The 21,535-nt window shown below is 61.9% G+C and carries 17 protein-coding genes and 1 tRNA gene; 9 read left to right on the forward strand and 9 right to left on the reverse strand.

Going from position 1 to position 21,535, the window contains the following annotated elements; translation table 11 throughout:
- Position 1: 1 nt before the first annotated feature.
- Both NKH38_RS02565 and NKH38_RS02570 read right to left on the reverse strand, forming a co-directional pair.
- Complete coding sequence (locus tag NKH38_RS02565; RefSeq protein ID WP_023686470.1) at positions 2-1,141, reverse strand: ABC transporter permease; 1,140 nt, start codon at positions 1,139-1,141, stop codon at positions 2-4.
- Positions 1,138-2,670, reverse strand: a complete 1,533-nt coding sequence (locus NKH38_RS02570; protein ID WP_023698756.1) for an ABC transporter ATP-binding protein — start codon at positions 2,668-2,670, stop codon at positions 1,138-1,140. Before NKH38_RS02570 ends, NKH38_RS02565 begins: the two co-directional genes overlap by 4 nt.
- A gap of 216 nt (positions 2,671-2,886) precedes the next feature.
- Between NKH38_RS02570 and NKH38_RS02575 the strand changes: the two genes are divergently transcribed.
- On the forward strand, positions 2,887-3,093 hold the full coding sequence (locus NKH38_RS02575; RefSeq protein ID WP_196813821.1) for a SlyX family protein: 207 nt from the start codon (positions 2,887-2,889) through the stop codon (positions 3,091-3,093).
- Between the two features lie 13 nt (positions 3,094-3,106).
- Positions 3,107-3,490, forward strand: a complete 384-nt coding sequence (locus NKH38_RS02580; protein ID WP_352758899.1) for a hypothetical protein — start codon at positions 3,107-3,109, stop codon at positions 3,488-3,490.
- On the opposite strand, the gene NKH38_RS02585 is transcribed toward NKH38_RS02580, so the two are convergent.
- From NKH38_RS02585 to NKH38_RS02600, 4 genes are all read right to left on the reverse strand, one after another.
- Entirely contained in the window at positions 3,485-3,946 is a 462-nt protein-coding gene (locus NKH38_RS02585; RefSeq protein WP_352758902.1) for a GNAT family N-acetyltransferase, read from the reverse strand. The two genes, NKH38_RS02580 and NKH38_RS02585, sit on opposite strands and share 6 nt — an antisense overlap.
- 88 nt (positions 3,947-4,034) lie before the next feature.
- Positions 4,035-5,024 carry a BMP family lipoprotein gene (locus tag NKH38_RS02590; protein WP_023683177.1) on the reverse strand — a complete coding sequence of 330 codons (990 nt, stop codon included), beginning with the start codon at positions 5,022-5,024 and terminating at the stop codon, positions 4,035-4,037.
- A gap of 252 nt (positions 5,025-5,276) precedes the next feature.
- On the reverse strand, positions 5,277-5,600 hold the full coding sequence (locus tag NKH38_RS02595; RefSeq protein WP_352758906.1) for a hypothetical protein: 324 nt from the start codon (positions 5,598-5,600) through the stop codon (positions 5,277-5,279).
- 117 nt (positions 5,601-5,717) lie between these two features.
- Positions 5,718-6,464 carry a hypothetical protein gene (locus tag NKH38_RS02600; RefSeq protein ID WP_023744151.1) on the reverse strand — a complete coding sequence of 249 codons (747 nt, stop codon included), beginning with the start codon at positions 6,462-6,464 and terminating at the stop codon, positions 5,718-5,720.
- Positions 6,465-6,822: 358 nt separating this feature from the next.
- Here NKH38_RS02600 and NKH38_RS02605 point away from each other — a divergent pair.
- The 6 genes from NKH38_RS02605 (at position 6,823) to NKH38_RS02630 (ending at position 13,103) form a co-directional block, all read left to right on the forward strand.
- Positions 6,823-6,912, forward strand: a tRNA-Ser gene (locus NKH38_RS02605).
- 283 nt (positions 6,913-7,195) lie between these two features.
- Positions 7,196-8,155 carry a LysR family transcriptional regulator gene (locus NKH38_RS02610; protein WP_023686474.1) on the forward strand — a complete coding sequence of 320 codons (960 nt, stop codon included), beginning with the start codon at positions 7,196-7,198 and terminating at the stop codon, positions 8,153-8,155.
- A gap of 151 nt (positions 8,156-8,306) precedes the next feature.
- A complete protein-coding gene (locus tag NKH38_RS02615; protein ID WP_023686475.1) occupies positions 8,307-9,320 on the forward strand; it encodes an amino acid ABC transporter substrate-binding protein in 1,014 nt (337 codons plus the stop codon).
- A gap of 170 nt (positions 9,321-9,490) precedes the next feature.
- Positions 9,491-10,678: an amino acid ABC transporter permease gene (locus tag NKH38_RS02620; RefSeq protein ID WP_352498869.1), complete on the forward strand. Its 1,188-nt coding sequence runs from the start codon at positions 9,491-9,493 to the stop codon at positions 10,676-10,678.
- An 18-nt stretch (positions 10,679-10,696) separates the two neighbouring features.
- Positions 10,697-11,821, forward strand: coding sequence for an amino acid ABC transporter permease (locus tag NKH38_RS02625; RefSeq protein ID WP_352759289.1), 1,125 nt, complete (start codon positions 10,697-10,699; stop codon positions 11,819-11,821).
- Positions 11,822-11,870: 49 nt separating this feature from the next.
- Positions 11,871-13,103, forward strand: a complete 1,233-nt coding sequence (locus tag NKH38_RS02630; protein WP_352758912.1) for a MalY/PatB family protein — start codon at positions 11,871-11,873, stop codon at positions 13,101-13,103.
- A 161-nt stretch (positions 13,104-13,264) separates the two neighbouring features.
- On the opposite strand, the gene NKH38_RS02635 is transcribed toward NKH38_RS02630, so the two are convergent.
- From NKH38_RS02635 to NKH38_RS02645, 3 genes are all read right to left on the reverse strand, one after another.
- Positions 13,265-18,223 carry an autotransporter outer membrane beta-barrel domain-containing protein gene (locus NKH38_RS02635; RefSeq protein ID WP_352758915.1) on the reverse strand — a complete coding sequence of 1,653 codons (4,959 nt, stop codon included), beginning with the start codon at positions 18,221-18,223 and terminating at the stop codon, positions 13,265-13,267.
- Positions 18,224-18,632: 409 nt separating this feature from the next.
- A complete protein-coding gene (locus NKH38_RS02640) occupies positions 18,633-18,926 on the reverse strand; it encodes a hypothetical protein (protein ID WP_023704064.1) in 294 nt (97 codons plus the stop codon).
- A gap of 192 nt (positions 18,927-19,118) precedes the next feature.
- Complete coding sequence (locus NKH38_RS02645; RefSeq protein WP_245263698.1) at positions 19,119-20,939, reverse strand: PAS domain S-box protein; 1,821 nt, start codon at positions 20,937-20,939, stop codon at positions 19,119-19,121.
- Positions 20,940-21,067: 128 nt separating this feature from the next.
- Between NKH38_RS02645 and NKH38_RS02650 the strand changes: the two genes are divergently transcribed.
- Positions 21,068-21,436: a response regulator gene (locus NKH38_RS02650; protein ID WP_023747091.1), complete on the forward strand. Its 369-nt coding sequence runs from the start codon at positions 21,068-21,070 to the stop codon at positions 21,434-21,436.
- Positions 21,437-21,535: the final 99 nt, after the last annotated feature.

Raw genomic sequence — 21,535 nt, forward strand, 5'->3', positions numbered from 1 at the left:
CTCAGGCGCCCTTCCCTTTGACCGCTTCGATGCCGACCGACCTTGGACTGAACGAGGCGAACAGCGCCTGGACGTAGGGCCGGAACATGTGCTCCAGCGCACCGGCAAACAGGATGACCAAACCCTGGATGATGACGATCATGTCGCGGGAAATCGCCGGCATTTCGAAGGCAAGTTCGGCGCCGCCCTGGTAGAGCATGCCGAACAGGATCGCCGCCAGCACGATGCCGACCGGATGCAGTCGGCCCATCAGCGCCACGGCGATGCCGACGAAGCCGGCGCCGGAGACGAAATCGATCGCCACATTGTGCTGGTCGCCCATCACCGGGTTCAGCGTCATCATGCCGGCCAGCGCGCCCGAAATCATCATCGCGATGATGATGATGCGGGTCTCCGAAATGCCGGCATAGCGCGCCGCTTTCGGGCTGTGGCCATAGGTGCGCATCTCGTAGCCGAGCTTGGTGCGCCAGATCAGCAGCCAGACCAGGAATGCCATGAGCAGCGCCAGCAGGAAGCAGATGTTGAACGGCGCCGAGCGGATCTTGGCGCCGAACAGTTCGATGATCCAGTTGAGTTTGGGCAGTTCGGCGCCGGCGAGGAAGTTGCGCGTCTGCGGCGCCTGCGACGCCGCCGGCTTCAACGGCCCGACCAGGAGGTAGACCATGATCGAGGCTGCGATGAAGTTGAACATGATGGTCGTGATGACGATGTGCGACCCGCGCTTGGCCTGCAGATAGGCCGGGATCAGCGCCCACAGCGCACCGACGGCGGCTCCGGCGACGATCGCCAGCGGAAAGGTCAGCCACCACGGCAGCACAGTGTCGAAGGCGAGGCAGACCACGCCCACGCCAAGGCCGGCAATATAGGCCTGGCCCTCGGTCCCGATGTTGAACAGGCCGCAATGCGCGGCCACCGCCACCGACAGGCCGGTGAAGATGAAGGTGGTGGCATAGAACAGCGTGAAGGCAATGCCGGTTCCCTTGCCGAAAGCGCCCTCGACCAGGATGACGGCGGCACGAAACGGGTTTTCGCCGACCAGCATGACGACGAAACCGGCAACGATGAAAGCCACTGACAGATTGATCAGCGGGATCAGCCCATAATCGGCCCAGGCCGGCAGTTTGGCGTAAGGCGTGCTCACTCTGCCGCCTCCTGGCGATCGACGCCTGCCATCAGCAGGCCAAGCTCGCCCTCGGTCGCCTCCGGGCCACGTTCGCCGACGATGCGCCCGGCAAACATCACCAGGATGCGGTCCGACAGCGAACGGATCTCGTCGAGCTCGACCGACACCACCAGCACCGCCTTGCCCTGGTCGCGCATGGCAATCAGCCGCTTGTGGATGAATTCTATGGCGCCGACATCGACGCCGCGCGTCGGCTGGCCGACGATCAGAACACCGGGATCCTGCTCCATTTCTCGCGCCAGCACGATCTTCTGCTGGTTGCCGCCGGAGAAATTCGCCGTCTTCAGACGCGGATTGCCGGGACGGATGTCGTATTTCTCGATCTTGTCCTTGGCATCGGTCATGATGGCGTCGATGTTGAGGAACGGCCCTTTGAGGTAGCGCGGGTCGTCATGGTAGCCGAGGATCGAATTCTCGTTCTCCTCGAAGGCCAGCACCAGGCCGACATGATGGCGGTCCTCCGGCACATGGGCGAGCCCACGGTCGCGCAACTCGCCGGGATCGGCGGCCCCGGTCAGGTCGATCGGCTTGCCATCGAGCATCACCGAGCCGGAAACCGCGCGCCTGATGCCGGAAATCGCCTCGAGCAGTTCGGACTGGCCGTTGCCGGCGACACCGGCAATGCCGACGATCTCGCCGGCGTGGATATCGAAGGAGATGTCGTCGACCATGGTGACGCCGCGCTGGTCTTTCACCGTCAGGTTCTTGACCGCGAGCTTGACCGCGCCGGCCTCCGTCTCGCCCTTTTCGACCCGCAGCAGCACGCGCCGTCCGACCATCAGTTCGGCCAGTTCGCCGACTGTCGTCTTGCTGGTCTCGCGCGTCGCCACCATCGTGCCCTGGCGCATGACCGAGACATTGTCGGTGATGGCCATGATCTCGCGCAGCTTGTGGGTGATCAGCACCACCGTTTTCCCCTGGTCCTTCAATTGCCTGAGGATGCGGAACAGATGGTCGGCCTCGGCCGGCGTCAACACGCCCGTCGGCTCGTCGAGAATCAGGATTTCGGCACCGCGATAAAGCGCCTTGAGGATTTCCACACGCTGCTGCAGGCCGACCGGCAATTCCTCGATGATGGCGTCGGGATCGACTTCCAGCCCGTATTCGCGCTCGAGCCGCTCCAGTTCGGAGCGCGCCTTGGCGATGCTCTTTTTCAACAGCGCATCGCTTTCGGCGCCGAGGATGATGTTTTCCAGCACGGTGAAATTGTCGACCAGCATGAAGTGCTGATGCACCATGCCGATGCCGAGCGCGATGGCGTCGTTGGAGGTCTTGATCGACGCCGGCTTGCCGCCGACGCGGATCTCGCCGCTGTCGGCCTGATAGAAGCCATAGAGGATCGACATCAGCGTCGACTTGCCGGCGCCGTTCTCGCCGACGATGCCATGGATGGTGCCGCGTGCGATCTCCAGATTGATGTCGCGATTGGCGCGAACGGCGCCAAAACTCTTGTTGATGCCGATCAGTTCGATTGCGGCTTGCGCCATGCAGCCTTTCCCACTCTTATTTTTTTATCGCTTGGTCAAAACGCCTAGCATGATGCCCCACCCGTGCCAATTGGCGGCGCAGTGGCCACTCTCGACAAATCCCGGTGCGCTTGTCAATTTCGAACGTGGCCGCAGACCTTCACATTCACTAATATGCAAGGCTCAACAGTCGCATCATGCTGCAACTGCGTGCACCAGGACCGGGAGTTTCGAATGATCATGCCTGTCGACCGGCTGACGACGCTGGAAATCCGCGCCGCTGAACAGGAAAAGACCATCGAGGAACTGTCGGGCCAGATCGCCGAACAGTGGACGGCGATCGAACGCATGCAGCGCAAGCTCGATGCGCTGACCGGGCGCTTCATGGCGCTGGAGGAACAGTCGGCCCCCGACGTGCCCATAACCAAACCGCCGCACTGGTAGCAAGGAGAAGCCGATGGCCGGTGAAAGCGATCGCGTTGCGCGGGCGGGCGACTATGTGCTTGGCCTGATGAACGATCGCGACCGCGAGCGTGCCGAGCGCGACCTGGAGATCGATCCCGCCTTCCGCGACACGGTGATGCGGCTGGCCGAGCGCATGCATGTCCTCGACCGTGGTGCGCCATCGGGCGGCAGCGATCGGCGGCTGATCTCGCAACGCATCGCCGAACTGCCGCAGATGCGTGTGGTCGGCCACGACGAAGCGAAGCCGGTGATCGGCAGACTGGAGCGGAAGCCCTATGGCGTCGGCGTGCATTCGCTCGGTGGCCGACGCGGCGCCGTCATCGCCATCGCGCTGATCATGATATTCGCGCTGGGTTATCTCGTCGGACAGCTATAGGCCGAGTTCGCGCGACATCAGCAGCATCGGGTACCCGCCCTGCTCAAACGACTCGACCACTGCCCAACCGAGCCCGGCATAGAAGTCTCGCGCCACCCACGTATAGAGGTAGGTCCTCTCCACACCGATCGCGGTTGCATGCGCTTCGATGGCTGCAACCAGCGCGCGGCCGATCCCTTTGCCGCGGTGGTCGCTATCGACGACCAATCCCGCCAGCCAAGGCGTCAGCTCATGCGCGGGTTCAAGTTCGTGGCGAACCAGCAGGCAGGTCCCGACCGGGACGTCCCTTATCCGCGCCACAAGCGCCGCCTCGAAGCCATCTCCGTTGAGCAACTCGCGAAGCCCGGCGACGTCCTCATTCAGCGTTCTTGCGCTGCCCTCGAAAAAGGCGGCGATGCGCAGTCGCGCCACTGCATCAACATCGCGTTCGGTCATCGGTCCGATGGTCGGCTTCACTCTCGCCTCTCAAGTTGCGGCCCCCGTCAAACCCAAAAACAAAACCGCCGGACTCTCGCCCGGCGGTTTCAACTCTAATGGATACAGATCAATACGGGCAGGCGTTGTCGGCGGTGTAGTCGTGCACCTGGATCGTGCCGGCGATGATGTCGGCCTTGGCCTTTTCGACGGCAGCCTTCATCTCGTCGGTGACCAGCGCCTTGTTGTTGTCGTCCATGGCGTAGTCGACGCCGCCTTCCTTGAGGCCGAGATTTTGCAGGCCGCCCTTGAAGGTGCCGTTCTTGCCGTCCATGAAGGCGGTGTAGACCGCAACGTCGACGCGCTTCAGCATCGAGGTCAGCACCTTGCCGGGCTGCAGGCCGTTCTGGTTGGAATCGACGCCGATGCCGAGCTTGCCGGCATCCGCCGCCGCCTGCAGCACGCCGACGCCGGTGCCGCCGGCCGCGGCATAGACGACGTCGGAGCCCTGGTCGATCTGCGTCTTGGCGATCTCGCCGCCCTTGGCCGGATCGTTCCACGCCGCGGGCGTGTCACCGGTCATGTTCTGGATGACATCGGTCGCACCGGCCGCCTTGGCGCCGCCGACATAGCCGCATTCGAACTTGCGGATCAGCGGAATGTCCATGCCGCCGATGAAGGAGACCTTCTTGGACTTCGAGGCCATCGCCGCCAGGATACCGACGAGATAGGAGCCTTCGTTTTCCTTGAAGACCAGCGAGCGGACATTGGGCATGTCGACGGCATCGTCGATGATGGCGAAGTTGAGATCGGGATATTCCTTCGCGACCACCTTCAGCGCATCCTCCCAGGCAAACCCGGCCATGACGATCGGGTTGCGGCCGTCCTCGGCGAAGCGGCGCAGCGCCTGCTCGCGTTGCGAGGCGTTCGACACTTCGAACTCGACATAGGCGGTGCCGGTCTCGGTCTTGAACTTTTCGGCCCCGTGATAAGCAGCCTCGTTGAAGGACTTGTCGAACTTGCCGCCGAGATCGTAGAGGATGGCCGGCTGGACATCCGCGGCGAAAGCCGGAAGAACCATTGCGGTTGCGGCCAGGAGGCCGAGAACGATACGTTTCATGTGATCCACACCCTGTCGGTTATTTTTTTCCGTTACGCGCCGTCCGCCTGCCCGGTTCTCCGGCAGGCATGCGGCATCAGCCAGGAGTGTACTCCCCTCCCGCTCAAGGCAATCTGGCACGGCCCGAAACAAAATTCACGCGGAATTTTGACCTTTTGGAAAAGCATGCCCCCCGTTGGAAAAACATGCCCAATGCGGTGACAGCTGTGGACGATTGCCGCGTTGTCGTCGCAAGTCCGCCGGCACAACCCATCAGCCCGGCGCGAATTCTCCGCCGCGCCGCCGGCGCCGGCAGCCGATCGCATAGAGGATGAAGGCAAGCACCGCGAACACGGCAAACCCCGGCTGGGCAAGCACCCAGGCGATGCCGCCATCCCATATCACCGGATTGACCTTGGCGCGCACGAAGGTCTCGAAGGCCGCGCGGGTGTCGGGCGAAACCGCCAGCCAGCTCGAATTCAGCGGCGTCATGACCAATGCGGAAGCCGCCACCGAGCGCGTCGCGTCGAGCACGGCCATGATGACGGCGACCGAGAGTGCGATCATGGCCGCGAGGCGAAACAAAAAACGCAACATCGAAAAATCTTCCCCGATCCTCAAGTTCCTCCCGAGGACCTTCCGGTCAAGGCGAGGAATAGAATGCGCACGCCCGGCGTGCAATCGCCATACGCGAATTTGAAGCCTATCGCCCGCCTATATGGAAACCTTTCGGCTCCGCCGATGGACGAGCCAGACGCCGAGGACGCCGCCGCCAATGGCCCCGACCACCAGCCCGGCAAGGCCGATGAACACCGCGAAGTAGCCGCAGCCGCCTTCGAAACAGCTGATGTCGGTGGCTTCGGCGATCCCCGCGCCGAGCGCGAAGCCGGCGACGGCGCCGACGACGGCGCCGAGGGTGATGCCGGCCAGCGCGGCGACGATCGAACTAAAGGCTGACGGTGCCTGCGCTTCCGGCCTTGCATAAAAGGCCTTGGCCTCGTCGCGGCGGCGCAGCAGGTAAATGCAAAACAGGCCGATGACGATTTCGGTGGCGGCGATCGCAAGCTCCCTGGCGGAGACGGTGAAATCGGGCACGGTCAGCGCATAGACCTGCTCGGCCAGCCGCCAGGCGATGGTGGTGATCTGCCAGATGGTGAAATGACGCGGAAAGCGCGCGGAACGGCTTAAGGCGAGGCCGAGCAGATAAAGCCCCCACACGATGGTGACGATGTCGAAGGCCAGTCCGCCAAGCACGAAATAGAAGACCCTGTCCGGTAGGCCGGAACTCTCGAACAGCCACCGCGCCGAGACCAGCCAGTAGACCGACCATGCCATCACGAAGAGGAGCCAGACCACGGGCACGAAGGACAGCCCGCTGTCCGGACGCCCTGCGGGCGTCAGCCCGCCTGGCATGCCTCCGGCCGGCGTTCCGCTGGCCGGCTGTTCATTGCTCGATGTCATGTCGGACGATGCCCCCCGCAAAGCCTCCGCCGCACTCGACAGGTGGCGAGGGGCGAAGTCAAGCGCGGCCGGCCCTGCCGCCTTGCCCGTGCACACCATTCAGAACCGAAGCGCCTTAGAAGCGGAGCGTTCAACGCCCCGCGAAACGATGCATGGCCGGCAAAGCGAATAGACTGCCGTTATGGCTTGGCATTCGGCGCCGGATCGACTAGATGAGCCCCGCGCCTGTTTGATTGACGGGCGCCGGGAAGGGCATCCGCTGGTTGGCGGTGTCCATCAAGCGGGTCTTCCCGCGAATCCCAAAGGGATGCATCTCCCCAACCCGCGTGGCAAAACCGGCCGGCGCGAATGCAAGGACGGAGAGGTGGCCGAGTGGTTGAAGGCGCACGCCTGGAAAGTGTGTTTACGGGAGACCGTAACGCGGGTTCGAATCCCGCTCTCTCCGCCATTATCAAGCCAATGAAACCGCCTGCGATTTCCCACCCAGCGGGTGCGGCTGACTTTACTTCACATGCTCGCCCTGGGTTCATGGCGGATTGCCGGCTTGCTCGCCAAGCCAGGCTCAGAAATGCCGCGGAGCGATCCGGCGGTCGCCGTCACCTGTTCAACCGCCAGAGTTTCAAAGGCGTAGCCGGACCTCTGTCTTCACTCTTCGTGCCCCATCTGTCACCGTCGCAACCAACGCGTTAGTGCCGCCTGGTGCGGTCTCAGGTCGCAGATGAGGTAATTCCGTGAATTATAACGATATCGACCTCAATCTATTGCGGGTCTTTGACGTGATGATGCGGGAAAGGAGCGTGACGCGGGCGGCTACCGAATTGGGCAGAACACAATCAGCTGTAAGCCACTCCCTGTCGAAGCTTCGGTATCTATTGCAGGATGAATTGTTCACCAGAGATGGCGGCGAGATGCGGCCAACTCCCCGGGCAGTTGAGCTGCTGTCGAATATTTCCGCCGCACTCGCAACGATCCGCGCATCGATCGACCGGCATCAGATCTTCAATCCAGCAACGACGCGGCGCAACTTTCGCGTTGGACTTACAGATTATCATGCCATGGTTTTCATCCCGGGCCTCATTCGAGAATTTTCCAGGCAAGCTCCTGGCGCGACGCTGAACGTCATTCCCGCAAACGGACCCGAAATCGGTTCATCGGTCTATCTGAGACAAGTTGACTGCGCGCTGACGGGAGCAGCGATACGCGACGACCCAGGTCTCTTGAAGGTGGAGCTTGGCCAGGACCGATTGTTTTGCGCAGTGTGGAGCGGAAGCAAGATCGCCAGAAGCGCAATGACGCTGGAAACCTATCTGGCCAGTTCCCACCTCCAGATTTCCGCAGATGGCCTGGCGGAAGGCCTCGCGGATGCCGCCCTCAAACAGATGGGTCTTCGCCGCAATGTCGTTGCGACCATCTCGAACTATCCGGTGCTGCCCTGGGCGCTTCGCGGCACTGAACTGATTACCCATTGCGGTGATGCCATCCTGCAAATGCTGGATGAGAGGAGTGAGGTGACGTTGGTCCCGCCACCCCTTCCGATAGCGAATGTGAATGCCTGGCTTATTGTTCACCGCCAGATGGCGAATGACCCGGGAACCAGGTGGCTCCGGGAAATCATCGTGGGAATCTACAACGAATCGCGGAGCAAGAGACACCAAGGCACCGTCGGAGCACCGGGGTCGGCCGTAAAATAGGTCGCGCGCGCTGCTTCACCACTCAACCGCTTTTCAGCTGGAGTGCTTCGCAACTATGAGCAGCGCTCATTTTCACCATGAGAACAATCGATTTGACGAATACTTGGGCTGGAGAGCACATTCCCTTCAACAATAACAGGGGAATGCCGAAATGAGATCAACGTTCAAGGGCCTACTTGCCCTCGCCATCGCGTGCACCGCCTCCTCGGCGTGGTCCGCAACCCTCGATAATGTCAAGAAAAATGGCGTGCTGACCTGTGGCACGAATTCGGCCACGGCTGGCTTCAGCCTTCCCGACAATGAAGGCAAATGGACCGGATTTGTCGTCGATTATTGTCGCGCCGTGGCCGCTGCCGTGCTCGGGGACGCGCAAAAGGTCAAGTTCATCCCATTGACGCCAAAGGATCGCTTCACCGCCTTGCAGTCGGGAGAGATCGACATTCTCGCCCACAACGCAACCTGGACATCGTCCCGCGATACGTCGCTAGGCATACTGTTTGCCGGCACGTATTTCTATGACGGCCAGGGGTTCATGGTGCGCAAGGCGGACAATATCACGTCAGCCAAGGGACTTGACGGCGCATCGATATGCGTCACCCAGGGCACCACGACCGAGTTGAACCTTGCCGACTATTTTCGCTCGCAGTCGATCAAGTACACGACGGTTGGTTTCGCGGACGAGGAAGCTGTAGTGAAGGCTTATGAGGAGGGACGTTGCGACGTCTTGTCCGCAGACACCTCCACCTTGAACGCGTCGCGGCTTCGCATGGCCAAGCCGGACGACAGCATTGTTCTTCCCGAGCTGATCTCCAAGGAGCCGCTTGGCCCGGCCGTGCGGCAGGGTGACGACCAGTGGCTCAATGTGGCGAAGTGGACGCTCTACGTCATGGTGGCCGCGGAGGAATACGGGGTCACCTCCAAGAACGTCGATGCCATGAAATCGTCGGACAACCCCAGCATCCGCCGCTTGCTTGGCGTGGACGGCAGCATAGGCAAGGACATCGGGCTCGGCGATAACTGGCCGGTCGAGGTGATCAAGCAGGTCGGCAATTACGGCGAAGTGTTTGATCGCAATGTCGGCAAGGATTCGCCGCTGAAAATGGAGCGCGGCATGAACGCGCTCTGGAACCAAGGCGGCGTTCAATACGCTCCGCCGATCCGCTAACGCATGTCGCTCAAAAATGGCCCCGGTTTTGAGACACGACATGCATAACGAAGACCCTAAAGCGCGTCGCCTGAGTCCGTTCAATGGCGACGCGCTTTAGGCAAAGGCATGGTTGCAAGGCGCTGGCGTGTTACCGTCAGCGCCTTGCACGGACCAGATAGGAACAGCCCATGTCCCATTTGTCGCTTCCCGCGCCGTCGCGCAGGAGGTTGTCGCTGCACGATACGAAGGTGCGGGGCATCTTCTACCAGCTCTTGCTCGCCGGCTGCCTGCTGGCCTTGGCCCTGGGCATCGGCATGCAGACTGCATCGAATATGCGGGTCCGGGGGATTCCGCTCTCATTCGACTTTTGGAATGAGTCTGCCGGCTTCGACATCAATCAAACCCTGATACCGTACGATGCATTGTCCAGCTACGGTCAGGCGTTCTGGGTGGGAGTGGTCAACACCCTCTACGTCAGTGTCCTCGCAATCCTGTTTGCGACCTTGCTTGGCTTCGTCATCGGCGTTGCCCGCCTGTCGCCGAACTGGATCGTTTCGAAGGTGGCGACCGCCTATGTCGAGCTTGTGCGCAATGTTCCGTTATTGCTGCAGCTGCTGTTCTGGTACAACGCCGTCCTCAAGCCGTTGCCCTCGCCGAAGGCGTCCATCGCCATTCCCGGCGGCATCTACCTCAACAATCGCGGCCTCATCGTTCCGGAGATTCATTTGCATCCGGGAGCGGGTCTGGTGGGCCTGGCATTCGTTGCGGCCATTTCCTGCTGCGTTGCATTCTGGTTTCGCGCCAGGAGCGTCCAGAGACGGACGGGCAAGCAGCTGCCGGTGCTTCTGGTCAGTCTGGCGATCTTGACAGGATTTCCGTTGGTCCTTTTCCTGGCGGCTGGCGAGCCGGTCTCGTTCGTCGCTCCGCAGCTGCGGGGTTTCAATTTTCAAGGCGGGCATCAGCTCTATCCGGAGTTTGCCGCTCTCCTGATCGGTCTGTCGGTCTACACCGGTTCATACATCGCCGAGATCGTGCGAGGTGGAATCCAGGCAGTGCCAAAGGGCCAGACCGAGGCTGCGCATGCGCTGGGGCTGGCGCCGGGCAAGACGCTTCGTCTGGTCGTCGTTCCCCAGGCGCTGCGCATCATCATTCCCCCTTTGACAAGCCAGTATCTCAATCTCATCAAGAACTCGTCGCTTGCCGTGTTCATCGGCTATCCCGACCTCGTTCAGATCTTTGCAGGCACGGTGCTCAACCAGACCGGAGCCGCCGTCCAGGTCATGGCGATTACCCTGTCGGTCTATCTCGTTATCTCCCTTGCCACGTCATTGGCCATGAACGCGTGCAACCAACATTTTGCAATCGTTGAGAGGTGACGGGTGAGCGATCAGTCCATGCGTTCGCCAGTTGTGATCAGCGCACTCATACCAGCCATGGCGCCTCCCGCGGACGTTCGACCGGGTCCAGTGAGCTGGATGAAAAAGAACCTGTTTTCGACGCCGTCTTCAGGCGCGCTGACAATATGCTTTGTCCTCCTAGCCGCGTGGCTGCTGCATCACTTCCTGAGCTTTGCGATCTTCAACGCGGTCTGGAGCGGCGGCCACGAAGCTTGCCGTGCGAACAGCCAGGGGGCTTGCTGGCCTTTCATCGCCGAGAAGTTCGACTACCTGCGATACGGCGCGTATCCGGTTTCCGAGCGGTGGCGGGTGGACCTTGCGCAGGCGATCGGCGCCATCCTCATCGTTTGGCTCCTGTGGACGAAGGCTCCGCGGCGCAAAGTGGCGGCGTTGCTGTTCTTCCTCGTCTACCCCGTGGCCGCGTTCGTTCTCGTGCGCGGCGTTGCCTGGCTTCATTTGCCTGTCATCGATACGACGCTCTGGGGCGGTCTCTTGATCACGTTGCTGATGTCGATCGTGGGTATCGTCTTCTCGCTTCCGATCGGGGTTGTCCTGGCGCTTGGACGCAGGTCGGAACTCCCTTTCGTCAAGACGGTTTGCGTCACGTTCATCGAAGTCGTCCGCGGCGTGCCGTTTATCACAGTGTTGTTCATGGCGAACTTCATGATGCCGCTCTTCGTCCCGGATTATCTGACGCCTGATCGACTGTTGCGCCCGCTCATCGCGATAGCGTTGTTCTCGTCCGCCTATATGGCCGAGGTCGTGAGAGCCGGCCTTCAGGCGATCCCGAAGGGCCAACACGAAGCGGCCAAGGCGCTCGGGATCGGCTACTTCGACATGATGCGCCTGATCGTCCTCCCTCAGGCGTTGACGATCGTCATACCGAGCATCGTCTCGACCTTCATCGGTCTGTTCAAAGACACGACTCTGGTCGCCATCGTCGGCATCGCGGATTTCCTGAAGGCCGTCGAAACGGCGCGCGTCGATCCGAACTGGGCAGGCCCGACGATCTCATCAACCGGCTACCTCTTTGCGGGGTTGGTCTACTGGAGCTTTTGCTTCGGCATGTCGCGTTACTCGCAATCTATGGAGCGCCAATTGGCGCGTGGCCACAAATCCTAGGAGGCGATGATGATGCCACAAGCAATGCCCGCGGCAAGGTGACTATCAAATGGCTTGTGCAGACACGCCCGCATCGGCGCATGGGCAGCGACATATCGCGGGAATAGATTTCGACCAGATCCACGACCGTCAGCAGTTCGGATCCGTCAAATGGGCCAACCAGTGGGACGAGTTCTCTCCCCAGGTCGAGGGCCAGGACCTGCTGTCGCTGTGGACGGCGGATATGGACTTCCGCGCTCCGGAAACCGTCATCGCGCGACTGCGCGAGGCCGCGGAGCATGGCATTTACGGCTACACACGCCGCGATCCGCGCCACTATGAGATCGTGCAATCGTGGTTCGCGCACCGGCACAACTGGTCGCCGAAACTGGAGACCTTGCTTCCCGCGCCGGCGATCATGCCGTCTGTGGCTGCGATACTGCGAACCTTCACCAAGCCCGGTGACGGCGTCATTGTGCAGTCGCCCGTGTACTCGCCCTATTTCGAAGTTGTTCAGGGAAACGGGCGGGTTCTGCTTACGAACCGGCTGAGGCTGCAGAACAACAGATATGAACTCGATCTGGATGATTTCGAGAAACTGGCGGCCGGCGGTGCCAAGGCATTCCTGCTGTGCAATCCTCACAACCCTGCCGGAATGGCCTGGACACGCGAAGAATTGGCGGCGCTCAACGACGTCTGCGAGCGCCATGGGATCCTGGTCATATCGGACGACATTCACTGCGACATAAGGTTGTCGGATCGTCCTCACATCGTCTTCTCCTCCATCTCGGAAGATGCTGCGGAGAAATCGTTCATCTGCACCGCTCCAACGAAGACTTTCAATCTTGCCGGGGTTCCTTCGGCAACGATTTCGGTAGCCAGCAAAAAGCGCCGCGAGGCGCTTCTTGCCGCAATGCAGGCGTCATTCATGGTGAATGCGAACTTTTTCGGCCGCCTGGCCCTGGAGGTTGCTTACAGCAGCGGCGCGCCGTGGCTCGACCAACTCACGCGCTACATCGCCGGCAACATCGATCTGGTTTGCGAGTTCGCCGGTGAACACCTTCCAGGCATCACGCCCATGCGGCCCGACGCATCGTTTCTGGTGTGGTTGGATGCGTGCGCGCTCGATCGCCGAGTGGGTGGAATTCAGAAATTCTTTGTCGATCGGGCCGGGGTTAATCTCTATGACGGCCGCGTCTATGGGCCTGGCGGCGAAGGCTTCATTCGCCTGAATGTCGGCTGCCCGCGTCCTCTGTTGCGCCAAGGACTGGAGCGCATGTCCAGCGCGCTGGCATCCCTGTGATCGAGCGCCAGGGTGCTTCGGATGCGAGCCTGGTACTTGATGCCGGCAGCCGGTAAGGAAACGTCCGAGGGCGACGAGCCGGGTGGCCCGCAAGTCCGGATTCCATAGCCGTGCCGGACACGACCCTCAAGCCAAGGTCGACATGTCCAGCTTGATCGCCGCTACCATTTCACAGCGAACCCGAGCTTGGCGCCCAGGGCGTGGCTATCGCCAAAATCCTTGAGGCTTGTCCGCGCTGTCCCTTCTCCGAAGACGGCGTAGCGACCGTCCGCCCAGCTCAGCGAGCCACCAAGGCCGACACCGCCCCACAGCGCCTGATTTTCGCTGACCAGTTTCGTGCCAGACACATCGACATCATTTCCGTCGAGGAAGTCGTAGTAAAGGTTGCCGAGCCCGTAAATGTGCGTGCGGCTGACTTGCCCCGCATCGTCCACCCACTGGTCTTCATAGTCCGCGGAGAGGCCGAGGCGGCCGACGAGACTGTTGCTGCTGCCGGGCGACACGACGGCGTCAAACGGGTCGGTGAACGTGTCGAAGTCGACCGACGAATAGGCAAGCTGGGCCTGCGGCGTCAGCGACCAGTTGCCGTTGAGGGCGATCTTCTGTCCGGTCTCCACGCTCAGCCCGTAGCCGAAACCGTTGTTGCCGTCCGCAAGCGTGGTGCCCAGCGTGGCCGACCGGATGTCACTGTCATACCATGTCGCCTCGGCCTGCGCGTCGACGTAGAAGCCACCGCTGCCGAACCAGGTGAGCGTGCTGCCGACGCCGTAGCCGGTGGCAGCGATCGACCCTGCCCCGAAGATCGAGGAGACGTCCGACCACGCGGTTCCGTAGTGGGCCGTAATCCCTCCGATCAGGGTACCGGCGTCGCTTTCGTGCAGCAGGCCATCGACGCCGGCCTGCAGCTTCCAGGTGGTCACGTCATAGTTCGTGCCGGAGGTCGACGTCTCCGGCTTGATCTCGGCATGGGCAGCTTCGATGCGCGCCCATATCGCCTTGCCGTCGACCGAGCCCTGGCCTGGCAGGTCCGCACCTTGCGGTGTAGCACCCTCGCCCCACGACCGATTGCCGATGCGTTGCTGCATGGTGCCCAGTTCATTGAAGGCCTGCAGCACCCCTTCATAGGCCTCGTACAGCGGCACGCCGGGCGAATAGAGCGGCTGCGGATCGGGATCGCCGTTGACCAGGGCCGAACGCAGATACCAATCGCCGTCGGCCGGCGTGCTGACGCCGTTCTTGTAGAGCCTGTATGCGTAGGCGCCGCCGACGACCGCTGCATCGCCTTCGAAGGTATAATTGCCGTCGAGCGAGAAGCTGCCGTTCGAGACGCCGCCGACGTCGACGACCTTGATGCCTCCGACCGTTTGGGCGCCCGACCCGCCGAAATTGACGACCTGAAGGGTACCCGTCCCTGACGTGTTGCCGGCGATCACCAGCATGTCTGTCGGCGAACCGTCACCACCGAGCGCAGCGTTGAGAACGACGGCGCCGCTATTGCCGACATAGTCGCCGCTTACGGTAAGTGTGTCGCCTGGGACGCCACCCGCGATGCGCACCGTTCCGGCGTTGCTCAGCCCCGCAATCGTCTGGGACGTGCCGGCAAGATCGAGCGTGGCGCCCGAGGCGACGGAAAACTGCGAGGAGGAACTGAACGCGTTCGCAGCGCCCGCGGCAAGCGTGCCGCCGCTGACCGTAGTGGCGCCGGTAAAGCCTGAGTTGTCCAACGCAAGCAGCAGCGTGCCTTGGCCGTCCTTGATGAACGTACCGGCGCCCGAGAGCACGCCGGCATAGCTGGCGGAGGCGACTTGGTCGAATGTGAAGGAGGCGCCGGCGCCGATCGCGACATCGCCACCGAAGCGCTCGGCTGCCGAGACGAGGCCGCCTTGATTGACGGTCCAGTCCAGCAGCGACGTGCCTGACAGCGTCAGCACGCCGGCGCCATCCTTCATCATTGCGCCGGTGCCGGAGATATCGCCGGCGAAGCTGGCGTCCGCCGCCTGGTCGAACACGACAGTGCCGGAATTGCCGATGTCGCCACGAATCGAGGTTGCATCGCCGACCAGCGTGCCAGCGCTGACCAACGTGTTGCCGCCATAGCTGTTCGTTCCCGTAAGCGTCAGCGTGCCGGCGCCGGTCTTGGCAAGGCTGCCAGCGCCAGAGATCGCACCGGACAAGGTCAGGTCGGCCACAGTTTCGAAGGTGCCGCCGGCCGACGAAAGCGTGACGTCGCGCGCCGAGCTGAACGCCGCTGTGTTGCGCAGCGTCCCGCCGGAGAGCGTCAGGCCGCCAGCGGCAACGCCGAGATTGTTGTCGGCTGAAACAGATAGCGCGCCGCCCAGGACGGTGGTGCCGCCCGTGTAGGTGTTGGCGCCGGACAGCACCAGCGTGCCCGCATCGGTCTTGGTCAGGCTGCTGGTCCCGGTTAGCACGGAGGCGATGGTGGCGGTGTAACCTGCTCCGGCCACCGTGCCGTCGCCGACCCGAATGATGCTCTCGCCGCCAGCGCCATCAAGCGTGATGGCGTCGCCTTCGATGCGGTAGCCATCGGCGGCGAATTGCATGCCCGTAATCGCAAGCGCGCCGGCGCTGCCGTCGGCGATGACGGTGCCGCCGAGCGTCTGGAAGATGGCGAAGCCGGGCTGCGGCTTCATCGCGCCAGTTACCAGGCCGGTGCTCGTCGTCCAGTTCAGGCTTGTCGCCGTCCACGTGCCGTTGCCGCCATCGACCAGATCATTGTTGGCATTGCCGGCCGCGTCACCATCCCAGAAGAGCAAGTCGGTGCCGACGCTGCTGACGAGATTGACCTGGTTGGCGACGGAGGTCTGCACCGTCAGGTCGGCGGCCGTGACACCGGCCGGCAGATTGCCGAGCTCGAGACCATTGTCGGTGAGTGCGCCGCCATAATTGATTAGCCGGTAGACGCCAGGCCCGAAGCCGCCGACGTCGGTGATGTCAAGGCTGCCATCCAGCGTCAGCGCTCCGGTCACCTCAATCAGGTCGTTGACACCGCCGCCGACAATTCCTGCATGGCCGAGCTCGTAGTCGAGCATAGAACCGGAGCTCAGGCTGAGCGATCCGACCGTAAGCGTACCCGGACTGGAGCCGGGGGCCAGCACGCCGCCATCGGCGACGATCACCGCGCCGCCTATCGAGCCGGAGCCGCCCAGCGTGCCGCCGCTGTTGACCGTCGTTTCGGTATTCCCAAGCGAACCTTCGACGACGAGCTTGCCCCCGTCGACCGTGGTACGGCCGGAATAGGTGCTGTCGCCGTTGAGCACCAGGGTGCCGGCGCCCTCCTTGTAGACGCCGCCCACGCCGCTCAGCTCGCCATTCGCGGTCAGCGTCGTACCCGCCGCCGCGCGGAAGTAGCCATAGGCGGAAGTGAGCTTGACATCGCGGCTCATGGCGAAGCTTGCTGTCGTGCCGAGTTCGCCGCCGTCGAGTGTCAGCAGGCCCGTCGCAGCACCCAGATTTTGGTCCGACGCGACCGAGATGCTTTTGCCGGTCCCGACCTTCGTGCCGCCGCTGTGGGTGTTGGCACCGGTCAGCGTCAGCGTGCCGAAGCCTTCGATGTCGACGCTACCCGAGCCGGAGATGTTTCCGCCGAAGGTGTGGGGGCCGAGGTCGAGAAACGAGACAGCGCCGTTGTTCAGGATGTCGCCACGGATGGCCACGGTATTGCCGGCAAGCGTTCCGGCATTGACGATGTTGCCGCCCGCATAGCTGTTGGACAGATTGGTGACGTTGAGGGTGCCGGCGCCGTTCTTGACCAGCGTGCCGGCGCCCGTCACCTGGCCTGACACGTCCAACTGCGTGCCTGCCACCGTGTCGAACCCGCCGGTCGAATTGATCAGGACATTGCGATTGGTGGCGAAGCTGGTGGTCGTGCGCAACGTGCCGCCGTCGAAGGTCAAGCCGCCCGAGAGGGCGCCCAGATTGTTGTCACTCGAAATTTGCAGGGTCCCGCCGGACAAGGTCCAAGGCGTGACGGCAGTTGTCGTCCCCATTAGGGTCCAGGTGCTGTTTCCGGTTTTCTCGTAGAACCCAAACCCGTCATATTTGGCGCCAGCGCCGATCTGCGACACACCGAAACTGGCGCTGATATCGCCACCCAGCTTGAATGTATCCGCGGCGCTGAAAGCGACCACATTGCCTGTGATGGTGGAGCCGGCCTGAATCTCCAGCGAATTGACGCCGCCGGTGAACTGGATGGCTTTGCCGGCTGCCGGCGTTCCGCCACCGGTGCCGACGGCACCGCCGCTGATCGTACCCGCATTGATGACCGCGATGTTGGCGCCCTTGATCCCTGCGGCGCCATCGCCGCCTGCCAAGGAGCCCTGACCGCCACTGCCGCCAACGATCGTCGCACCTAGCTTGTTGATGACGGTTCCACCTGAAAGCAGCAGAACAGCGGCGCCACCGTCCCCACCGCCGCCGAGAACTGTTCTTCCACCGGCACCCCCGAGCAGATTCCCGCTGTTCTGGATTGTCCCGCCGCCCATCAGGACGATGGCAGCTGCGCCGCCGCCACCACCTGCTTGGACCCCAATTGTGGAAAGACTCGTGCCGCCGGTAACGCTGCCGCCCGCCTCTACAAACACGTTTGCGGACGAGAATATGCCGACGCCGCCACCACCGCTGCCGCTGTTGCCATTGGTCCCACCTCGGCCGCCAGTGCCACCACTCACCGATCCTGTGCCAGTGACTGTAACGTCGGCCGTGGCACTGACGCCCACACCGCCACCGCCACCGCCGCCGCTCCTGACGACGCCATTCGTGCCAGGGGAGCCCAAAGCGCCGGCCCCGCCGCTGATGCTGGTTGCAATGGTCCCGTCTGTCGAGATGACCAGACCCGTAGCACCAGTGGCACCGGCAACGCCATTTGGGTTGTTGGCTGTCCCACTTACCGCTCCCGATCCTCCTGGCGCCCCGTCACCCGTCGTGAGGTCAATGCCGCCACCACCGCCACCAGCGGTCGCGCCATTGGCGGCATTCTGACCCGTGGCACTCGCGAGCGCGCCGTCAACGCCACCTTGTCCAGCGCCTGCGCTGCTGCCATTGCCGCCATCGGCCCGAGCTGGCGCGGCGCTCAGCGCAAGGGCAACAGTTAGGATCGTCAAGGCGGAAGTGCCGGAGCGAAGCGACACGACTTGCGGCAAGCGCGCGAGATGCAAAACCCAAAACCCATCACGCGCAATCCGCTCCGCCATGCCTAAGCTCCCTGATTCCTGAGTGCGCGAAGGCAGCATGAAAGCTATTCGCCCGCAAGAAGTTTATAGTCGTGAGAGCTACCAAGAAGCTAACGGTGATCAGTAAAATGAAGTCTGCGACTTTTGAGCGACAGAAAATAGTCAATATTAGATATAGCTTATTAAACAGAGACCTTACGGAATCGCGAGAACAATCTCGCTGCATGAATTTATGCGGAAACGTTCGGACCTCCTGGGCCCAGCCGATCCCATCGGGCGGAGGTGAGTTTCGCCTCTACGGGGGCGATGAGGCGCTAGGCTGCCCCTTGGGCGACCCTCACTATCCTGCAAGAAGTGATTCTGTAATCGACTCCCACTCTGCGTCTAGCTTGCCAGTTGCCACAGGCTGCCCGGCGCGGCGGTACCAGTAGGCTGCATTAGAAAGGTCGCCTTCTTTGCGGTGCAGATAGGCATGAACCCATACAGAGGCCGGATCAGATTCGTTGGCCTGCACACACTCATGCGCCCGCTCCCAATCGCCCTGTCTATCCCACCATAGAGCGTGGAGCGCCATCCCAAGATTCGCCGGGGGCTCTACACCCTGAAGGGTCGCACGGAACTCGTCGATGTCCATAGTTACCTCGCCTCTGGCTACGCCGGTCCTGTCCCGTTCCGTGCAACGAAATGCGCCCTCTGCCGGTGATTTGCTCTGTCGACTTTAGCAATGGCTCTGGCGATCTTTAGCGGAAACGGGGTTTTCGCTCGGCAAAGGCCGCATCAAGGGCTTCCAATTGACGAATGCTCGTTGCAGGGCTGCTTCCTGCTTCTAAGCTTCATGGACGGCAGAAGCTGCCACGGAAGCCAAAGGCGCTTCCAGGCTCCATGTTATGCCATGCGGACCGTGTTCGAGAATTCCCTGCCCACTGACCGCTGCGGGCGCAACCCGCTTCAGCACAACGGTTCCAAAGCCACCTTGTCCGACAGTCTGAACCTGCGGACCATCGGTTTCGGCCCAGGTGAGGTGAAAGAGCCTCGAAGCACCGGAACCGGTGATGCCCCATGTGACCGAGATCCGGCCCTTGTCCCCTGAGAGAACCCCGTATTTGGCCGAGTTGGTCGCCAGTTCGTGGAAGGCAATCCCGAGATACTGAACTGCGTTGGGACTGAGCACCAATGATGGGCCCGACATTTCGATCAAATCCCCCCGCGGGAAAGGCTCGACCTGGGCCGCCAAAAGGTCGCTGATCGTGGCACCCTTCCAATCCGCCGATACAAGCAGGTCGTGAGATCGTGACAACGCCATGATGCGCTCGCGCACCTGGGTTTCAAATTGTTTTGGCGTCTCCGATCGCTTGTTGGTCTCCCGGATCATCGACAGGATGACCGAATACTGGTTTTTCACCCGGTGGTTGACCTCGCGCATCAGCATGCGGATGCGATATTCATTCTCCTTCGTCGACGTGATGTCTCGCGCTATCTTCGATGCGCCGGTGATCTGCCCGGTTGCGTTACGCACGGGCGATATCGTCAGTGAAACCGGAACCAGGCTGCCATCCTTGCGCTGGCGGGTCGTTTCGAATGGTTCGACGCGCTCGCCGCGGCGAATGCGTTGGAGAATGCGGGGTTCCTCGTCCTGATGGTCTTCGGGGATCAGCATGGTCACCGACCGGCCAATCGCTTCGTCGGCGGTATAGCCGAAAAGCCGTTCGGCGCCCTGGTTCCAGCTTTTTATGATGGTGTTGAGATCCTTGCTGACGATCGCGTCAAATGAGGATTCCACGATCGCTGAGAGGTGCTGCCTGGTTTCTTCGGCACGTTGGCGGTCCGTCAGGTCCAGCAGCATGTTGACGGCGCCGATCAGAGCGCCGTGCTCGTCCCGCAGCGGTGTCGGGTAGGGCAGGAACGGAAAAAACGATCCGTCGGGACGTTGCGCAACAGCTTGCTGATTGCGGACCGGCCTGTTCTCCTTGAGCGCAATGGCCATCGGGCATTCATCGTGCGGCAATTCCTTGCCGTCGGCAGTGAACAGCTTGAACGTCACGCACCATTTATCCTTGCCGATTTCAGGCTCCCTGCCTGCCAGATCGGCCGCGGCGCGGTTGTAGTAGGTGATCGTCCCATCCTGATCGGTCGTGTAGATGGCGACGGGTAGGCCGTCGAGTATCTGGTGATAGGTACTGTCATGCTGCCTGAGCTCCGAGCGGGTGTGCACCAAGTCGGTTACATCGACCGTGAAGCACCGGGTGTTGATCAGCTTGCCGTCCCGGAAATGTCCGCTTGAGGTGACTTCGACGTGCTTGATCGATCCATCGCTGGCCCTCAATCGCGCCGGATATCTTACGATCTTCTCGCCATTGGCAAGGCGACCCAAAATGTCCTCTATGACGTCCCGGTCGGGATAGAACTCGGCGATGTGGCAACCGAGGTAGTCCTCTGCGGGATAGCCGAGAAGGTCGAGCTCAGCCTGGTTGGCATGCACGATTACGCCGTCTGCGTTCACCAGATGGAGGGCAACGGCGCCGTTTTCGAAGAAATCCTTGTAATCGAAATCCAGACCGTCATTGCTGGACACCCCCGGGTTTTCGAAGGCGACAACATTCGCCTGTGTTGCTTCATGCATCCCAAACACCTTGTCCAGTCCAACCAAATATAATGCGGCTTGGATCAGTTGGTTCCCATTGCTCGCGGTCTCGACCCGCTGCGCACGGGAACCGGACCCTAAAAGGGTCGTAGCCTCGACTCGTCTTCCATCTACAAACGTGCGATCATCCGCGCATGGGCAAACCCTTGGTCCTTGTCGTCGACGACGAAGCCTTGATAGCACTGGATATGGAGTCCACTCTTTCGGAGGCGGGCTTTGCCGTGGCATTGGCGGCGACATGTTCCCAGGCGAAACGTTTTCTTGCGGACCATACCCCCGCCGCAGCGATCCTGGACGTCAGGCTGTCGGACGGCGAGGCTGTTGACGCGGCAAAAACCTTGGCAGGGCGGGCGGTTCCTTTCATCGTCTATTCCGGCCTGGGGCTCGAGGAAACCCCCGAAGCGTTCTCGTCTGGCGTAAGAGTGATGAAACCCGCCGGACCTGCAGAGGTGGTCCGGGCTCTCAAAGCGATGACCGCCGGGCAGCATAAGGCGACGGGATAGCCGTGCTCTGAGCACCTTTGGTCTAAATTAGCCAGGCGCTGCCGGAGCAGCTGCCGCGCCTCACGGAGCAGCGAATTGCGGCCGGTGCCGATCAGGCGA

Source organism: Mesorhizobium sp. M1078, from assembly GCF_040318615.1.
GTDB lineage: Bacteria > Pseudomonadota > Alphaproteobacteria > Rhizobiales > Rhizobiaceae > Mesorhizobium.